Here is a 16,301-nt window from a genome sequence, read left to right as displayed (position 1 = left end):
ATTTACTCCCATGAAGCGAGCCGCTAGGGTATCTAGCGTTGCGTCATCCAAAAGCCTCAGAGCAAGATACAACCAACCACAAAGCAGCTCAAGCTGACCGTTCTCACGACTTTAATCAAAGCGTAGCCATCAGTTGGTTTGAACTTTCCATAGAAAAGGGGACTTTGGAGAGACCCTAAGTACGCCCTTGCAGTCATTTATGGGGCTTCGAGTCGATTCAGTGTCGATCAGGTCTAGCGATTCGCGCTATGGGCCAGGCGGGGGCTACTGCGGAGGTGATTGGACCAAGGGTTGGAGTTACAAACCTAGATCATATCAAGAGGGTACAAGATGGTAGAACTTACAGTCGAGTTCCCAAAAATAATTGCTAGAAACAGATTCGCCCTCAGCAAACCGTGCCCAAGGCAGCAGCTTCGATAAGCTGAATAACTTCTTGACGAGCATCCGCTCATGGGCGCTTGGGAACGTCCGCTTCTGGCCTATTGCAGCCCTTGGCGAGAGGCAGCAATCAGTCAAAAGCAGTCAGTATTTACGAAATCGGGGGCTATTCAGCGACAAGCTTTTTTTGGCAGTTGTCACTTTGAGTAAAGCGGCCGGTATGATGAGGCGAAACGGATGTGGCCTATTAGTGATGGGGACTGCTATGAACGTGTTTATCAGCTCTGTAGTACGTAATTTTGAGCACTATCGTGCGGCCGCCAAAAAAGCAGTTTCTCTGTTGGGGCACACACCAGTGATGTGTGAGGATTTTGGTGCAAGACCCTATTCCTCTGAGGTCGCATGCATGACTGAGGTTGACCAGGCCGACGTAGTGGTGCTGATTCTTGGCGCGGACTTCGGCTTCAAAACCCACACAGGTGAGTCCGTCACTCAGCAGGAGTTCCATCGTGCCAAAGCTGCCAATAAACCCATCCTAGCTTTTCTGGAAGAGGTTCCGGTTGAGGATGATCAAAAGCGCTTTCACTGGGAGGTTTCCGATTACGTCGACGGCCTTTTCCGTTCCACCTTCACAGGTGATCGCGATCTCTCAGACAAAATCATCCAGGGGCTAAGCCAACTTGCAGCCAGTCGCAGCGCCATTTCCGAACAGGAGTTCGTTCAGCACCTGCAGAATCGTAGCAACAGCCGAAATTGGAGTAGCCGGCCTCGTGAAGATCGCCTAGAGCTCGTGTTTCTGCCGCAGCCCATTCTCTCGGGTACGTTGCGTTCCGTGCACACCCAGCATGATGAATTCTTCCTCAAGCTTTCTCAGGCGGGCTTGGTTTCTATCAAGGGTGGCTACAAGTCATTTAACGAGGGAGACATCACCGGCCTAGATGCGGAGGAGGCCTCTTGGCGGTATCACGATAACGGGATGAGCTGGCTCTCTATTCCTATGGCAGCCCCAGGAAAGGGCGGCGAATATTTTGCCTCCTATTACATCTCGCCCAGCCGGCTAAAACGCTTTGCGGAAGAAGCTTTTAGTTTGATTAGCAGAGGTAAGGGAGGCTGGTTCCAGTTGGGGATCTACGGAATTTCTCACCAAGTCTACGCAGAGCCACCAACTACCCCTGCATCGTCGATGTCCATGCCACACCGCAGTGAGAAAAACATTGAGGAAAGAAAACTGCTGATTCCAGCATCACAGGGCGTTTTCAACCAGTGGCTGGAAGACACTTTGTTTCGAATCGGGCGCAAGCTTTCCTAAAGAATTGAGCGTGGCCAGCAGGCGGGAGGGGGATAAGCAACAGTGAACCCTTCGACCCCTTCGTGTCTCAGCTTGGCAGTTCTTCTAGCTTGAAGATTCGGTTGTCAGCCTTGAGCGCTGCAAAGGCTTCGCAATATGCATAGGGCTCGCTAAATGAAGTACTGGGCGCATGAATGTTGAAGACCTCAACCTGGGGAGGGTGGTCGCTTCGCCGTACCACTTACCGATCATCAGGGCAATTCATCACTCTAGCAGTTCCGCCGCCGTTCACGGATTCAGGAACTCGATGACAGCGTCGGCGAACAGTTCTGGCTGATCCAGCATGATGAAGTGAAAACTACCGTCGATACGCCTGAAGCTGATATTTGGGGTCGAGACATAGGCGTTACGGAACATTGCATCAACGTGGAACGCCTCTATGCCGTAAAGCGGGTCATAGGCATAGACGACCTCGACAGGCACCTTGATGCGTCCAAGCTCAGGTCGCAGGTCAGTGACCATCAGCTCATACATGGCATTGGCCATAGTCGTTCGGTCCGAGTTCATCCCCGCAGCGACCAAGGCTGGCCTGACCGCTTCAGTTTTGGCGAGGCGGGCGATGGAGGCCTGCTGCAGGGTTTGCGCCTGCTCAGGGGTTGCGGTCAACATTGCGTCGCGCATCGCAGCCGCCTGCGGGGTCGCCGTTTCACGGGTCGCGAAGGGATCGAACAGCAATGTATAAAAGGGCATCGCATCGACAATCATCAGGCGTCCCACTTGATCGGGATGACGAGCACCCAGCATCAGTGCCACCTCACCACCCAACGAATGACCGATGATGACCGGCGCGTCTAGGCGCTGGCTGCGGATGTATTCAGCGATTGCCTCGACCGTCGGCGCGACTACTTTCCCTTCTGGGTCGGACACAGCAGGCGAGCCGGCAAAGCCGGCTACCTGTACAAGATGGAGCCGATGGCTCTGTCGTAATCTGGAGGCCAAATCAACCCATACTTCGTAGGATGAGGCAAATCCTGGAATCAGGATGATATCTGTTCCCGAGCCTTGTACCTGCACCGAGATAACACCCTGGTTGACAGTTTCCTGCGGCAGGGGCGCAGGCTGGGCTGGCGATGCAGACAACAGCGCCAACGCGGTGCCGATCCCGGCAAGAATCATTTCTGCACGCATGGCGTTCTCCTTTTCGCGCAATGCGAGCTGATTTTTACGATTTCATGGGTGCCAATTACACCGACAAACAGGCAGGTTAACGGGATCATAGCCATTCCTTTGACCGAAGAAATATTTCCACTATACGGCGCACACAGGCACTGGAAAACTAGCGCCGCCTGCAATCCTTAGCATCCCCCCAGAAAAAAAGATGGCCCCCTTCGACAGTCGGAGAAGGGCCGAGCCGAGTTTATTGGGGTAGTTTGGCAATCACCTTGATCTCGAAATCAAAACCCGACAACCAAGTCACGCCAATAGCGGTCGCCGTCGGATAGGGCGCTTCGCCCCAGTACTCGGCCACCACTTCCCAGATTGTTTCGAATGTCGAGTCGGGGTCGACCATGAAGATGGTCGTGTCGACCACATCCTCGAAACTACTGCCGGCCTCGGTCAGGATTGCGTTGAGGTTGGCGAAGGCCAGGCGAACCTGTGTCGCGAGGTCCGGCTCGGCCGAGCCATCCTTGCGGCTGCCGACTTGACCGGATACGAACAGAAAACCGTTGGAGCGAATCGCCGGTGAGTATCGGTGAAGCTCGTACAGTGCATGGCGGTCAGGCGGGAAAACCACATCACGTTTACTGGTCATTTCATATCTCCTTCGGGGCCGACGTGGCCCGCTGTTTACGATGGAGCCAGTGTAAAAAGACGAGCGACCTGAATAAACGCGCAACGCTGGTCATGACTGTTTGTAGAATCCAAACTAGCCAGACACCAGTGAGGCGTGAAATGGACCGTTTCGATGCAATGCAGGCCTTTGCCCGAGTGGTGGAAACCGGCAGCTTCACCAAGGCGGCAGCCACCCTGCACATGAGCAAGACCACCGTGACGCAGCTCGTTCAGCAACTGGAAGCGAGGCTGCGTGTGCGCTTGCTCAACCGCACCACACGCAAGGTCAACGTCACCGCCGATGGCGCGGTCTACTACGAGCGCGTCATCCGGCTACTGGTCGATATGGACGACGCCGAGACCAGCCTGTCCAGCGCGTCGATGACACCGCGCGGGCGCCTGCGGGTGGATGTGCCCAGCCCATTCGCGCGAATGCTGCTGATACCGGCCTTGCCGGGGTTCTTTGCACGCTACCCGGAAATCCAGCTGACCCTGGGCGTGAGCGACCGGATTGTCGACATCATTGGCGAAAACGTCGACTGCGTGGTGCGCGGCGGCGAAATCGTCGATCAGTCGCTGATGGCAAGGCACGTGGGCGATCTGCACATCGGTATCTATGCCGCGCCCGGCTATCTGCAGCGCTTCGGTACGCCAGCGCACCCCCAGGAGCTGGAGGAGGGCAGGCACAGTACCGTTGGCTTCCTCTGGTTTCGCACAGGCAAATCCTTGCCCTACGCGATGCAGCGTGGTGAGGAACGCATCGAGATCCAGGGGCGCCCGCAACTGACGGTCGACGACGGCAATGCATACCTGGCCGCCGGCCTGGCGGGTCTTGGCGTGCTTTGGCTACCGCAGTACATGGCCAAACCGCACCTGGCCAGCGGCGAGTTGCTGCCGCTGTTCGAGGATTGGCACATGGCGCCAATGCCGATGTACCTGGCATTCCCGCCGAATCGGCATGTCAGCGCTAAGGTGCGGGTGTTTATCGACTGGGTGATAGAATTGATGGCCGAGCATGCGCCGGTGGTTAGGTGAAACGGGTGTGAACCCATTTCAGAACTGGACACTGGAGCAGATCCGGGTCACAGAAAACGCTAGCGGGTAGGAATAAACCAAATGCAACTCGATATTTTCCAAGTGGATGCTTTTTCCTCTGAGACTTTCGGCGGCAACCCGGCGGCGGTTTGTCCGCTGGTGGCCTGGTTGCCTGATGCGACGCTGCAACAAATCGCCGCAGAGAACAACCTATCTGAGACCGCCTATGTTGTGCGTAACGGTGAGGTGTTCGAGTTGCGCTGGTTTACCCCCACGGTGGAAGTCGACCTGTGTGGCCATGCCACCCTGGCAGCGGCCTGGGTGCTGTTCGAACAGCTTGGCGAAAACAGTGACATGCTGCGCTTTTCCACTCGCAGCGGTGAATTGCGGGTACATCGTAAAGACGGACGCCTGGCCATGGATTTCCCAGCCAAGCAGCCTGAACTCGTAGCTGTACCGCCAGGCCTTTTGCAAGCCTTGGGCCTGGAACGAATCGATGCGCTTTATCGCACAGATGATTACGTGGTGGTGGTCGAGGATGAAGCCATCATCGCTGGCCTCAATCCCGACTTTGCTGCGCTGGCCGCGTTCGACGTGCGCGGTGTCGCGGTTACCGCGCCGAGTCGTCACTTCGACTTTGTTTCTCGCTGGTTCGGCCCACGGGTAGGCGTGAACGAAGACCCGGTCACCGGCTCGGCCCACACCTCCTTGGCGCCCTACTGGGCCAAGCGCTTAGGCAAACGCAGCCTGAGTGCTGAGCAAGGAGGGGCGCGCAAGGGGCGTCTGTACTGTGAAGTCCTGGACAATGGCCGAGTCATTATCAGTGGCCACGGTGCGCTGTACTTACGCGGCAGTATCTTTATCTGAGGCGATCCATCAAAAGCAAACCGCCAAGCGGTTGCATATGGCTTGCAACGACTCGGCGATGGATCGGGATTGTGAGTTAAGCGCTGTAAATCAACCCCTACACGGCGCCTCACGGTCAAGCAATTTGCCAATGAGCAGTACGCCCAGTTCACTCAATTGATGAATCGCCAGCGCGACGTCGCGGTGTTTGCCGTGGAGGTCTTCGGACAGGTCGAGCAGCAGGGTGCTGACGCTGGTGAAGGTTTCGTAGCTGTTGGTGATGAGGGTTTCGTTGCTGGCGTGGGGGGTGACGCTAAAGAGCGCGGTTGAATCGGTAGCCATTGTTAAGTTCCTTGCTTGAGCCACGACCTCATCGCTACTAAACAATAAGGCGGTAGCTGTACGCAGGTTAGTAGACCGGTGAAACCTAACAAAACCGGCGCGCCCTAGGGCGCCCTACGCACAGCCACCATCAAGCACAGACGGGAAGTCTGATGGAGGGAGCGTGTGCACTTGTTAGGTTAAACCGTGGGCTACTAAACCCGATCGCCGAGAAATTCAGCGACCGAGCCACCTTAAATACGGCCATCCCAGCGCACAAGCCGGCGGATTCTGACGCAAGCGTAGGCAATGGAGCAAGGTGCCGCACGGTAGCGAACGCTGTACCCCTTTGAACCCACAAGAATATTCAGCGCCTCATCAAATCCTTCACCACGCTGTTGTAGAGTCACTGCACACCGAATTGACCACCCAGGGACCCCATGACATTGACCGTCGACACCTTGCTCAAACTGGCCATGGCCAACCCCGTCAACGCTGAAATCACCGCGCGCTTGCCGTCGCTCGGGGTGGAGCAGTGCATGCTCACGGCGGGCTGTCTGTTCCAGGCGGTGTGGAATCATCAGGCGAGTCGGCCGGTTGATGCGGGGGTGAAGGACTATGACGTTTTCTACTTCGACCAGGATGTGTCCTACGAGGCTGAGGATGTGGTGATCCGCAGGGCCGAGTCGTTGTTCCTGGACCTGGGCGTTAACGTGGAGGTGAAGAATCAGGCGCGGGTTCATCTGTGGTATGGGCAGCGGTTTGGCCGGCCGTACCCTCAGTTGCATTCGGCCAGGCAAGGGGTGGACCGTTACCTGGTGGCGGGTACGTGCATTGCCTTGGACATTGCCACGGGCGAGGTGTATGCGCCGTATGGCTTGGCGGATGTGGAGCAGGGCGTGCTGCGCATTAACCCGCTGCATGCCGAGCCCGAACTGTTTTTGCACAAGGCCAGGAGTTATCAGGAACGGTGGCCTTGGCTCAGGATTGTGCCACCGGGGTCAGCCGAATAACCCGCCGAGCACGCTGCACCCGATCACTACCAGCCACGGCGGCAACTTCATCAGCATCAGTGCCGCCAAGGCGAGCAATGCCAGGGCCAGGTCGTACACGCTGAAGATCGCGCTGGTCCATACGGGCTGGTACAACGCTGCCAGTAACAGGCCCACCACGGCCGCGTTCACGCCGGCCAGCGCGGCCTGGGTGCGCGGGCTGTGGCGCAGGCTGGCCCAGAAGGGCAGCGCGCCGAAGATCAGCAAAAATGACGGCGCGAAGATCGCCAGCAAGCCGATCAGGCCGCCCAGCCAGCCGGTAGGGGCGTGGGTCATCGAGGCGCCGAGAAAGGCCGCGAAGGTGAACAGCGGGCCGGGCACGGCTTGGGCGGCGCCGTAGCCGGCGAGGAAAACGTCGTTGCTCACCCATTGGCTGGGCACCACCTGGGCTTGCAGCAACGGCAACACCACATGGCCGCCGCCAAACACCAGTGAGCCGGTGCGGTAGAACGCGTCCACCAGCGCCAGCGTGGGATCGCTCACCCAGTCGGCGAGGAGCGGCAAGCCCACCAGCAACAGCAGGAACAGCGCCAGCCACAGCGTTGCGGCACGGCGGCTGATGGCTATGGGCAATGCGTCTGGCTCGGCACGGGGCGCGGGCTTGAACAGCAGCAGGCCGACCACCCCAGCCACGACGATCACTGCCACCGGGCTCCAGGCAGACGATTGCAGCAGTACCCAACCGGCGGCGCCCAGCATCAATATTATCCGCGCCCAGCCCCGACACAGGGTGCGCGCCATGCCCCACACAGCTTGGGCCACCACCGCCACGGCGACGACCTTGAGGCCATGCAGCGCGCCGGCGGGCAGGGCGCTGCCATAGTGAGACAGGCCCAGGGCAAACAGGATCAGCGCGATGGCCGACGGCAAGGTGAACCCGGCCCAGGCCGCCGCGGCACCCGCGTAACCTGCGCGTGACAGGCCCAACGCGATGCCGACCTGGCTGCTGGCCGGGCCGGGCAGGAACTGGCACAGGGCGACCAGTTCGGCATAGCTGTGTTCGCTGAGCCAGCGCCTGCGGGTGACGAATTCCTCGCGGAAATAGCCCAGGTGCGCAATCGGCCCGCCGAAGGAGGTCAGGCCCAGGCGCAGGAAGATCAGGAACACTGACCCAAGGCTGCTGCGGTGATCGGCAAGGGGTGCGGGCAAGGTGAGGCTCTCGGGTGGCGTGTGAAGAACCCGGCAAATCGATGTGGGCTGGTGGGGCACTTTACCGATTTTTCATGACGCGCAGAAGAGACGGCCTGCCTGTCATTTTTGCCGTGCACATTGAATTTATCGGCGCCGATTTGAGTCATTTAAAGCTGAGTCACTTAAAGCATAGCCTTGCCTTCCAACCCTTTAACCTCAAGGACCGACCATGACCTTCTTCATCTTCCTGCTCGCTTGCGCTGCCGCCGCCAGTACCGGTGTGATTTTCAAACCCGGCGCCTGGTACGAATCCCTGGTCAAGCCCAGCTTCACCCCGCCCAACTGGTTGTTCCCAGTGGCGTGGACAATTATCTACCTGTTGCTGGCCTGGGCCGGTTACCGCTTGAGCCTGATCCCGGGCAGCGAGATGGTGTTGGCGCTGTGGGCCGCGCAGATTGCATTGAATACGCTGTGGACGCCGGTGTTCTTCGGCGCGCATCGCTTGCTCGCCGGGATGGTGATCATTGTGCTGTTGTGGCTGACCGTGGCGGCGATGGTGGTGCTGGCAGTGCGTCTGGACCTGATTACCGGCCTGATCCTGTTTCCCTACCTGGCCTGGCTGTGCGTAGCGGCGGCGTTGAACTTCTCGATCCTGCGGAATAACCGTTGATGGCTTACCAACACTGGCCCGCCAGCGAGCCCGAACTGGCCCAGATGCGCCGCTTCAATCGCACGCTTGCGTGGTTGCCGCGCTTCAAGATCCGCAACCGCGTCACGCCGCGTGTGATCCAGGCGCTGTTGCGCACCCGGCAAAGGTTCCAGAAACCGCCTGTGGTGGAAATCCGGCTCATCGGCGCCGTGCCCGTGCGTATCCTGCGGCCCGCCGGTGCGCCCAAAGGCGTGGTGCTGGATATCCACGGCGGCGGCTGGGTGATTGGCAATGCGCAGATGAATGACGACCTCAACCTCGGCATGGTGCGCGCGTGCGACGTGGCGGTGGTGTCGGTGGACTATCGGCTGGCGGTTAACACGCCGGTGGAAGGGTTGCTGGAAGACTGCCTGGCCGCTGCGCGCTGGCTGTTGGCGGACTGCGCGGAGTTTGCCGGCCTGCCGGTGTTTTTTGTCGGCGAATCAGCCGGCGGGCATCTGGCGGCGGCCACATTGCTGGCGTTGAAGCAATGGCCGCTGTTGCTCCAACGTGTCCATGGCGCGGTGTTGTACTACGGGGTGTATGACTTGACCGGCACGCCGAGCGTGCGCAACGCCGGGCCGCAAACGCTGTTGCTCGATGGGCCGGGAATGGTCACGGCGCTGCGCTTGCTCACGCCGGGGATCAGCGACGACGAGCGTCGACAGCCGCCGTTGTCACCCTTGTATGGCGACTTCGCCGGCATGCCGCCAGCGTTGATGTTCGTGGGCGAACTGGACCCGCTCAAGGACGACACGCTGCTGATCGCCGAACGCTGGAGTCAGGTGGAGGCGCATCTGTTGCCGGAGTCGGCCCATGGGTTCATTCATTTTCCCGTGGCGATGGCGGACAGCGTTTTGGTATACAGCCGGGGCTGGATAACGGCGCGTCTGCACACCCCGCAACTCTCGGCGCCCTGCGACGCCGTCGACCCTGGCGCTGAATGAGTTCAATGGGAGGTTTTCATTCGGCGGTGGTCACAGTGACAGATACATGCCTTTGCAATCGCCTAAATCTGTTGGTGGTCCAAACCCGTGATTATGCATTCCTTCTTGTCGGGCGGTGGCGAACTGGCCTCCCTGATCCAGTCCAAAGATTGGTCGGCAACCCCGTTAGGGCCGATCGAATCCTGGCCACAGAGCCTGCGCACCACCGTCAGCCTGTGCCTGGCGTCTAATTTCCCGATCAATATCATCTGGGGCCCCGAGAACACCCAGATCTATAACGACGGCTACAAGGTGCTGTGCGGCGAGTCGCATCCACGCGCCTTGGGCGAGGGCTACCACGTGACCTGGGCCAGTGCGTGGCCGGCCATTGGCGGGCCCTTCACCGAGGCGCTGGAGGGACAAACCAGTTTTCTGGAAAACCAGCGCATGTTCCTCACGCGCAATGGTTACCTGGAAGAGACCTTTTTCACCTTTTCCATTTCGCCTATTCGTGATGAAACCGGTGGCATCGGCGGACTGTTTCACCCGGTGACGGAAACCACGGTGACCATCCTCGCCGAGCGGCGCACCCGTGCGTTGCGCGATCTGACCGGGCAGTTGGCAGTTGCCGATGACTTGCCCAAACTGATCGCGTTGACGGTGCAGACGCTGGCGGGGTTCAACTTTGATATTCCGTTCCTGCTGTTTTATGAGTGGGACGCCCAAGGCAAGGGTTACCGCCTGGCACAACACAGCGGTATCGCCGCCGACACTGCCGCATCACCGGCCTGGATCGACGCGGCCGACACCACGCCCTGGCCGTTGGGCGCCGCGTGCGAGCAAAAGCGCACGCTGCAGGTGGACAACATCGAGGCGCTGTTTGCCGGCGTGGCTTGCGGGCCCTACCCGGAGCCGTCCCAGACCGCCTTTGTGTTGCCGCTGGTGGTGCCGGACGACACGCAGGCCCCGTTGATTCTGGTGGCCGGTGCGTCACCCCGCTTGCCGATGAACGACATTTACCGAGGGCTCTACGAACTGCTGGGGGCAGCGCTCTCGGCGGCACTGGCCACCGTGCGCGCGCGCGAGTATGAGCGCCAGCGTGCCGATGCCCTGGCGGCTATCGACCAGGCCAAGACCACCTTTTTCACCAACATAAGCCATGAATTTCGCACGCCCCTGACCTTGATGCTCGGGCCGCTGGAAGAGTCGCTGGCCTTGGGCGATACGCTGCCCGAGGATGAGCGTGAGCGTGTCACGCTGGCTTATCGCAACGGCCAGCGCCTGCTCAAACTGGTCAACTCGCTTCTGGAGTTTTCCCGTATCGAGGCCGGCCGCGCCCAGGCGACCTATGCGCCGGTGGACTTGCCGGCACTCACCGCTGACCTGGCCTCCAACTTCCGATCGGCCTGCGAGCGCGCCGGCCTGGCGTTGCTCATCGACACCACACCTTTGCCCGAGGCGGCCTACGTCGACCGCGACATGTGGGAAAAGGTGGTGCTTAACCTGATCTCCAACGCCTTCAAATTCACCCTGGCCGGGCACATCCGCGTCAGCGTTGCGCCCACCGCCGATGGCAGCGCTGCCCAGGTGCGCGTGAGTGACACTGGCACCGGCATCGCGGCCCATGAGCTGCCGCGTTTGTTCGAGCGCTTCCACCAGATCGAAAACCCCGTCGGCCGCTCGTTCGAAGGCTCGGGGATCGGCCTGGCGCTGGTGGATGAATTGGTCAGGCTGCAAGGCGGCACGCTGGAAGTGACCAGTGAGCTAGGGGTAGGCACGACGTTCAGCATCCGGCTGCCGCTGGGCAACCGGCATGTCCCCAAGCCGCTGCACACCGAGGCGTTGCAGTACGGTTCTACCACCAATGTGAGTGCCTACGTGGAGGAGGCGCTTGGCTGGTTGCCGGATGCGTCAGCGCTGGTTGACGAGGCCCAGACACACCCTGAGCCTGAGGCCGAGTCCTTCCAGGGCCACGTGCTGCTGGCGGACGATAATGCCGATATGCGCGCTTACGTCGCGCGCTTGCTGTACGCCGCCGGCCTGGACGTGGAAACCGTGACCGATGGGCAGGCCGCGCTGCAGGCGGCCCGCGAAAACCCGCCGCAACTGATCCTTACCGACGTGATGATGCCGGTCCTCGATGGCTTTGGCCTATTGCGCGCCGTGCGTGAAGACCCGCGCTTGCAGGCGACGCCGGTGATTCTGCTGTCGGCCCGTGCGGGTGAAGAAGCCCGCGCCGAGGGCCTGGCCGCCGGCGCCGATGACTACCTGATCAAACCGTTTTCGGCGCGCGAGCTGGTCTCCCGTGTCACCTCGCATCTGGAGCGCGCCCGCAACCGCCGCGTGGCGACATTGCGTGAAAGCGAAGCGCGGCTGCGCCTGGCGATCGACGCCGGGCAGATCGGCGAATGGGAGCTGGATATCGTCACCGACAGTTCGGTGCGCGCCGAGCGGCATGACCAGATTTTTGGTTACCACGAACGGGTACCGCAATGGGGCATGCAGACGTTCCTGGAACATGTGCTGCCCGCAGACCGCGACGCGGTCGAGGCGGCGTTCACGCGCGCGGTGGCCCAGGGCAGCAGTTGGGATTTCCAGTGCCGCATCCGCCGCGTAGATGACCAGCAGGTGCGCTGGATCCTGGTGCGCAGCATGCCGCAACTCGACGCCCACGGGCGCACCCTGAAAATGTTCGGCCTGGTGCAGGACATCACCGACCAGAAACGGGTCGAGCTGGGCATGCAGGCGCTCAATGAAACCCTCGAACAGCGCATCACCGAGGCCATGGAAGAGCGCAGCAAGGCCGAAGAACAACTGCGCCAGGCGCAAAAACTCGAAGCCCTGGGCCAACTCACCGGCGGCGTGGCCCATGACTTCAATAACCTGCTGACGGTGATTCGCTCTTCGCTCGACCTGCTGGAGCGTCCGGAACTGCCCGAAGCGCGGCGCAGCCGTTACCTGGCGGCGATTTCCGACACGGTCAACCGAGCGGCGCGTCTCACCGGGCAGTTACTCGCGTTCGCCCGTCGCCAGGCATTGAAGCCGCAGGCGTTCGACGTCAGCCACAGCGTGACCTCGCTGGTGGAAATGATCGAATCGCTGTGTGGTGCCCATATCCGCGTCATCACTGAGCTTGCGCCCTACGATTGTTTTGTCTATGCCGACTCCAGCCAGTTCGACTCGGCGCTGGTCAACGTGGTGGTCAATGCCCGTGATGCGATGAAGGGCGTGGGTACCCTGACCGTCGCGGTAGCCTCCGTCGACACTCTCCCGGCCCTGCGCGGCCAGCCTGCGGTGCCGGGGGCGTTTGTGGCGATCGCGGTGAGCGACACCGGCAGCGGCATACGCCCTGAGCATCTGGAGCGCATATTCGAGCCGTTTTTCACCACCAAGAACGTCGGGCAGGGCACCGGGCTTGGCCTTAGCCAGGTGTTCGGCTTTGCCAAACAATCGGGCGGCGAAGTGCGGGTCAGCACCGAATTCGGTCGAGGTTCGACGTTTACGTTGTACCTGCCCAAAGTCATTGCGCGGCCGCGGGAACCCGAGGTGGAGCTTGAGGCGGCGCCGATGACCGAGGGCCGTGGCACCCATGTGCTGGTGGTGGAAGACAACGTCGAAGTGGGCACCTTTGCCACCCAGGCCCTGGAGGAACTTGGCTTTCAGGCGACCTGGGCGACGAATGCCGAGCAGGCCCTCAAGTTGTTGTCCTATGAAGCCGACGCGTTCGACGTGGTGTTTTCCGATGTGATGATGCCCGGCATGAACGGGCTCGAGCTGGCCAAGGAAATCCAACGGCTGTGGCCCGCCTTGCCCATCGTGCTCACCAGTGGCTACAGCCATGTGCTGGCGCAGCAAGGCACCCACGGTTTCGACCTGCTGCACAAGCCGTATTCCATTCACCAACTGTTGCTGATTCTGCGCAGGGCCTGTTCGACATCAGCGGGCTCAGGCTGAGCGCAAGCGTAGAATCTGCGCGCCGTCGAACGGGTCGGTCAGGTAATGCGCCTGCACACCGAAGGTGGCCTGCAACCGTTGCGGGGTCAGTACCTCCAGCGGTTTACCCAGCGCCACCAGCCGCCCATGGTCGAGCACGGCCAGGCGATCACAGGTCAGTGCCTGGTTGAGGTCGTGCAGGGCAATCAAGGTGGTGACGGGAAGCGCCTGCACGCCTTTGAGAATCGTCAGTTGGTGCTGGATGTCCAAGTGGTTGGTTGGCTCGTCCAGCAGCAGAATCTGCGGGCGTTGCGCCAGTGCGCGGGCGATATGCACGCGTTGGCGTTCGCCGCCGGAGAGGCTGCGCCAGGCGCGATGGCTCAGGTGTGTGGCGTCCACGTCGTGCAAGGCCTGGCGCACGATGGTGTCATCTTCGTTCGACCAGGGGCTCAGTGCGGACAGCCACGGCGTGCGGCCCAGGGCGACCGCATCGAACACGCGGATGGCGTCGTCGGTATCGGCCTGTTGTTCCACCACGGCCACGTGCTGCGCGATGGCGCGGCGCGACAAGTCGACTAAACGCTTGTCGCCCAGGCGCACCTCACCGCTGGCCGGCGTACGCAACCCCGCGAGCAACTTGAGCAGGGTCGATTTGCCCGACCCGTTCGGCCCGACGATACCCAGGGTTTCACCCGCCGCAACCTCAAGGTGGACGTCGCACAGCAACTCGGCCTCGCGCACCTTGAAGCCGAGCCCACTGCAGCTCAACACACTCATCGCGCATTCCTCCGACCGATCAGGATAAGCGCAAACACCGGAGCGCCGACCAGCGCAGTGACCACCCCCACCGGAATCACCTGGCCTTTGATCAGGGTGCGCGACAGCACATCGGCGGCGATCAGGAACAACGCGCCGCCCAGGGCGCTGGCGGGCAGCAGACGGGAGTGCCCGGTACCCAGCATCAAGCGCATGGCATGGGGGATCACCAGCCCGACAAATCCGATGGAGCCGACAATCGACACCATCACCGCCGTCACCACCGCCGCGCAGCCCACCAGCACGAATTGCACGCGGCGCACCGGGATGCCGAGGGCGGCCGCCGAATCCGTGCCGAAGGTAAACGCATCCAGTGCGCGACGGTGCCATAGGCACACCACCAGCCCCACGACCGCTACCGGCACCGCCAGCCACACCGACGGCCAACGCACGCCGCTGAGGTTGCCCAACAGCCAGAACATGATGCCCCGCGCCTGTTCGGAGCTGGCGGATTTGGTGATCAGGAACGCGGTGAGCGCATTGAACAGCTGCGAGCCGGCGATGCCGGCGAGGATGATCTGCCCGGTGCCGCTGGACGAGCCGCTGGCCCGCGCCAGCAGAATCACCAGCGCGAACGCGGCCATGGCGCCGACAAATGCCCCCGCCGACAACGAAACCAATCCGCCGCCCACCCCGATCAACGCGATCAGCACCGCGCCGGTCGAAGCCCCGGCGCTGATGCCCAACAGGTACGGATCGGCCAACGGGTTGCGCAGCAACGATTGCAGGATCACCCCGCACGTCGCCAGGCCCGCACCGCAGGCGCCGGCCACCAGGGCGCGGGTCAGGCGGTAGTTCCACACCACGCCTTCATCGATGGGGTCGAGTGCGTAGCCGGCCGCCCAGAGTTTGTTGGCGAGCACCTGGAGCACCACCTGTGGCGAGATGGCGGTTTCGCCGATGGCCACGCCGGCGAGCAGGGCGATCAGCAGCAGTGTGAGGGCGAGCAGGGTCCGTATCATTGCGCCAGGTCGTAGCCGTCGATGGCCGCAGCCAGTTGGTCAAGGCCGTCGAATGTGCGCAGGCTAGCCTGCAGCGCCAGGGCGTCGAGGATGATGATGCGGTTGTGTTTGACTGCGTCCATGTTGCGGGTCACGGGGTCGCTGCGCAGAAAGGCCAGCTTCTTTTCATGGTCGTCGGCGGGATAGCGGCGCCGGTCCATGCGCGCGATCACCAGGAAGGTGGGGTTGGCCTTGGCGAGGGTTTCCCAGCCGACGGCGGGCCATTCTTCATCGGACTGCACCACGTTGCGCAGGCCGAGGGTGTGCAGCATGAATTCGGGTACACCTTTATGGCCGGCCACGTAGGGGTCGCTGGCCATTTCGGCGCTGGAGAACCACACCAGCGCGCTGGCTTGCTTCAAGCCTTTGCGCTGCACCGTGGCGATGGACGTGGCCAGGCGCGCCTTGAGTTCATCGGTCAGTTGCTGGCCGCGCGGCTGTACGTCGAAGATCTCGGCCAATTGGCTGAGGCCCTTGTAGATCGTCTCGATGCGAAACGGCCGCAGTCGCGTGCCATCGGCGCCCACCCGGTTGTCTTTGTCTTCGCAGTCGGAGGGCAGCAAGTAGGTCGGGATGTTCAGTTCCTGAAACTGCTCGCGGGTGCCCACGACGCCTTGGGGCCCGACCACCCATTCCAGCTCGGCGGCCACCAGTTGCGGGCGCTTGGCGATCACTGCTTCGAAGCTCGGTTCGTTATTGGCCAGGCGCTCGATGCGCGCGTCCTGCGCCTTGTACTGCGCCAATACGGTGTTGAACCACAGCGAGGTGCCGACCACTTTATCGCCCACGCCCAACGCATACAGCATCTCGGTGGCGGCCTGGCCGATGGTCACGCTGCGCGCGGGCGCCTGCTGGAAAGTGACGGGGCTGCCGCAGTTTTCCAGGGTCAGCGGGTAGTGGGTAGGCGCGGCGTGGGCCAGGGCACAGCAACCCAGGCCGATGATCAGGGCCGTAACGCGTGGCAGCATGGGGCAATCTCCGTTTGAACCGTCGGTGAAGCAGGGCAGGTACGGTACGGAAATACACCCACGAACGCTGCCGGCCGGGCAGGGC

General features: G+C 61.4%; 14 protein-coding genes. 7 read left to right on the top strand and 7 right to left on the bottom strand.

Annotated elements, in window-relative coordinates; all coding sequences use genetic code 11:
• Window positions 1-643 precede the first annotated feature (643 nt).
• Complete coding sequence (locus C4J91_RS18385; protein WP_124363634.1) at window positions 644-1,687, top strand: DUF4062 domain-containing protein; 1,044 nt, start codon at window positions 644-646, stop codon at window positions 1,685-1,687.
• Between the two features lie 267 nt (window positions 1,688-1,954).
• Here the strand turns inward: C4J91_RS18385 and C4J91_RS18380 are convergent, their stop codons facing one another.
• The gene (locus C4J91_RS18380) at window positions 1,955-2,854 is read right to left on the bottom strand and encodes an alpha/beta fold hydrolase (protein ID WP_124363633.1); all 900 of its coding nucleotides are present in this window, start codon (window positions 2,852-2,854) and stop codon (window positions 1,955-1,957) included.
• Between the two features lie 229 nt (window positions 2,855-3,083).
• Entirely contained in the window at window positions 3,084-3,479 is a 396-nt protein-coding gene (locus tag C4J91_RS18375) for a RidA family protein (RefSeq protein WP_124363632.1), read from the bottom strand.
• 140 nt (window positions 3,480-3,619) lie between these two features.
• On the opposite strand from C4J91_RS18375, the gene C4J91_RS18370 reads away from it, so the two are divergent.
• Window positions 3,620-4,534, top strand: a complete 915-nt coding sequence (locus C4J91_RS18370; protein ID WP_124363631.1) for a LysR family transcriptional regulator — start codon at window positions 3,620-3,622, stop codon at window positions 4,532-4,534.
• A gap of 81 nt (window positions 4,535-4,615) precedes the next feature.
• Window positions 4,616-5,401, top strand: coding sequence for a PhzF family phenazine biosynthesis protein (locus tag C4J91_RS18365; protein WP_124363630.1), 786 nt, complete (start codon window positions 4,616-4,618; stop codon window positions 5,399-5,401).
• Between the two features lie 90 nt (window positions 5,402-5,491).
• Here C4J91_RS18365 and C4J91_RS18360 read toward each other — a convergent pair whose 3' ends face one another.
• Window positions 5,492-5,722: a DUF6124 family protein gene (locus tag C4J91_RS18360; RefSeq protein ID WP_124363629.1), complete on the bottom strand. Its 231-nt coding sequence runs from the start codon at window positions 5,720-5,722 to the stop codon at window positions 5,492-5,494.
• 419 nt (window positions 5,723-6,141) lie between these two features.
• On the opposite strand from C4J91_RS18360, the gene C4J91_RS18355 reads away from it, so the two are divergent.
• Window positions 6,142-6,714 carry a nucleotidyltransferase family protein gene (locus C4J91_RS18355; protein WP_124363628.1) on the top strand — a complete coding sequence of 191 codons (573 nt, stop codon included), beginning with the start codon at window positions 6,142-6,144 and terminating at the stop codon, window positions 6,712-6,714.
• Here the strand turns inward: C4J91_RS18355 and chrA are convergent.
• Entirely contained in the window at window positions 6,703-7,902 is a 1,200-nt protein-coding gene (gene chrA, locus C4J91_RS18350; protein ID WP_124363627.1) for a chromate efflux transporter, read from the bottom strand. The two genes, C4J91_RS18355 and chrA, sit on opposite strands and share 12 nt — an antisense overlap.
• 211 nt (window positions 7,903-8,113) lie before the next feature.
• Here chrA and C4J91_RS18345 point away from each other — a divergent pair, with 211 nt between their 5' ends.
• From C4J91_RS18345 to C4J91_RS18335, 3 genes are all read left to right on the top strand, one after another.
• On the top strand, window positions 8,114-8,554 hold the full coding sequence (locus C4J91_RS18345) for a TspO/MBR family protein (RefSeq protein WP_124363626.1): 441 nt from the start codon (window positions 8,114-8,116) through the stop codon (window positions 8,552-8,554).
• A complete protein-coding gene (locus tag C4J91_RS18340; protein ID WP_124363625.1) occupies window positions 8,554-9,519 on the top strand; it encodes an alpha/beta hydrolase fold domain-containing protein in 966 nt (321 codons plus the stop codon). Before C4J91_RS18345 ends, C4J91_RS18340 begins: the two co-directional genes overlap by 1 nt.
• A 93-nt stretch (window positions 9,520-9,612) precedes the next feature.
• A complete protein-coding gene (locus C4J91_RS18335) occupies window positions 9,613-13,452 on the top strand; it encodes a response regulator (protein WP_256681695.1) in 3,840 nt (1,279 codons plus the stop codon).
• Here C4J91_RS18335 and C4J91_RS18330 read toward each other — a convergent pair.
• The 3 genes from C4J91_RS18330 to C4J91_RS18320 are packed head-to-tail and all read right to left on the bottom strand — an operon-like array spanning window position 13,444 to window position 16,216.
• On the bottom strand, window positions 13,444-14,208 hold the full coding sequence (locus tag C4J91_RS18330) for an ABC transporter ATP-binding protein (RefSeq protein WP_124363623.1): 765 nt from the start codon (window positions 14,206-14,208) through the stop codon (window positions 13,444-13,446). The genes C4J91_RS18335 and C4J91_RS18330 overlap by 9 nt on opposite strands.
• Window positions 14,205-15,209, bottom strand: a complete 1,005-nt coding sequence (locus C4J91_RS18325) for an iron ABC transporter permease (protein ID WP_124363622.1) — start codon at window positions 15,207-15,209, stop codon at window positions 14,205-14,207. Before C4J91_RS18325 ends, C4J91_RS18330 begins: the two co-directional genes overlap by 4 nt.
• On the bottom strand, window positions 15,206-16,216 hold the full coding sequence (locus tag C4J91_RS18320; RefSeq protein WP_124363621.1) for an ABC transporter substrate-binding protein: 1,011 nt from the start codon (window positions 16,214-16,216) through the stop codon (window positions 15,206-15,208). Before C4J91_RS18320 ends, C4J91_RS18325 begins: the two co-directional genes overlap by 4 nt.
• Window positions 16,217-16,301 lie beyond the last annotated feature (85 nt).

The sequence above is a fragment of the Pseudomonas sp. R3-52-08 genome (assembly GCF_003851745.1).
GTDB lineage: Bacteria > Pseudomonadota > Gammaproteobacteria > Pseudomonadales > Pseudomonadaceae > Aquipseudomonas.
The sequence above is the reverse complement of the archived record's forward strand: the minus strand, read 5'-3'. Positions and strand labels throughout refer to the sequence as shown.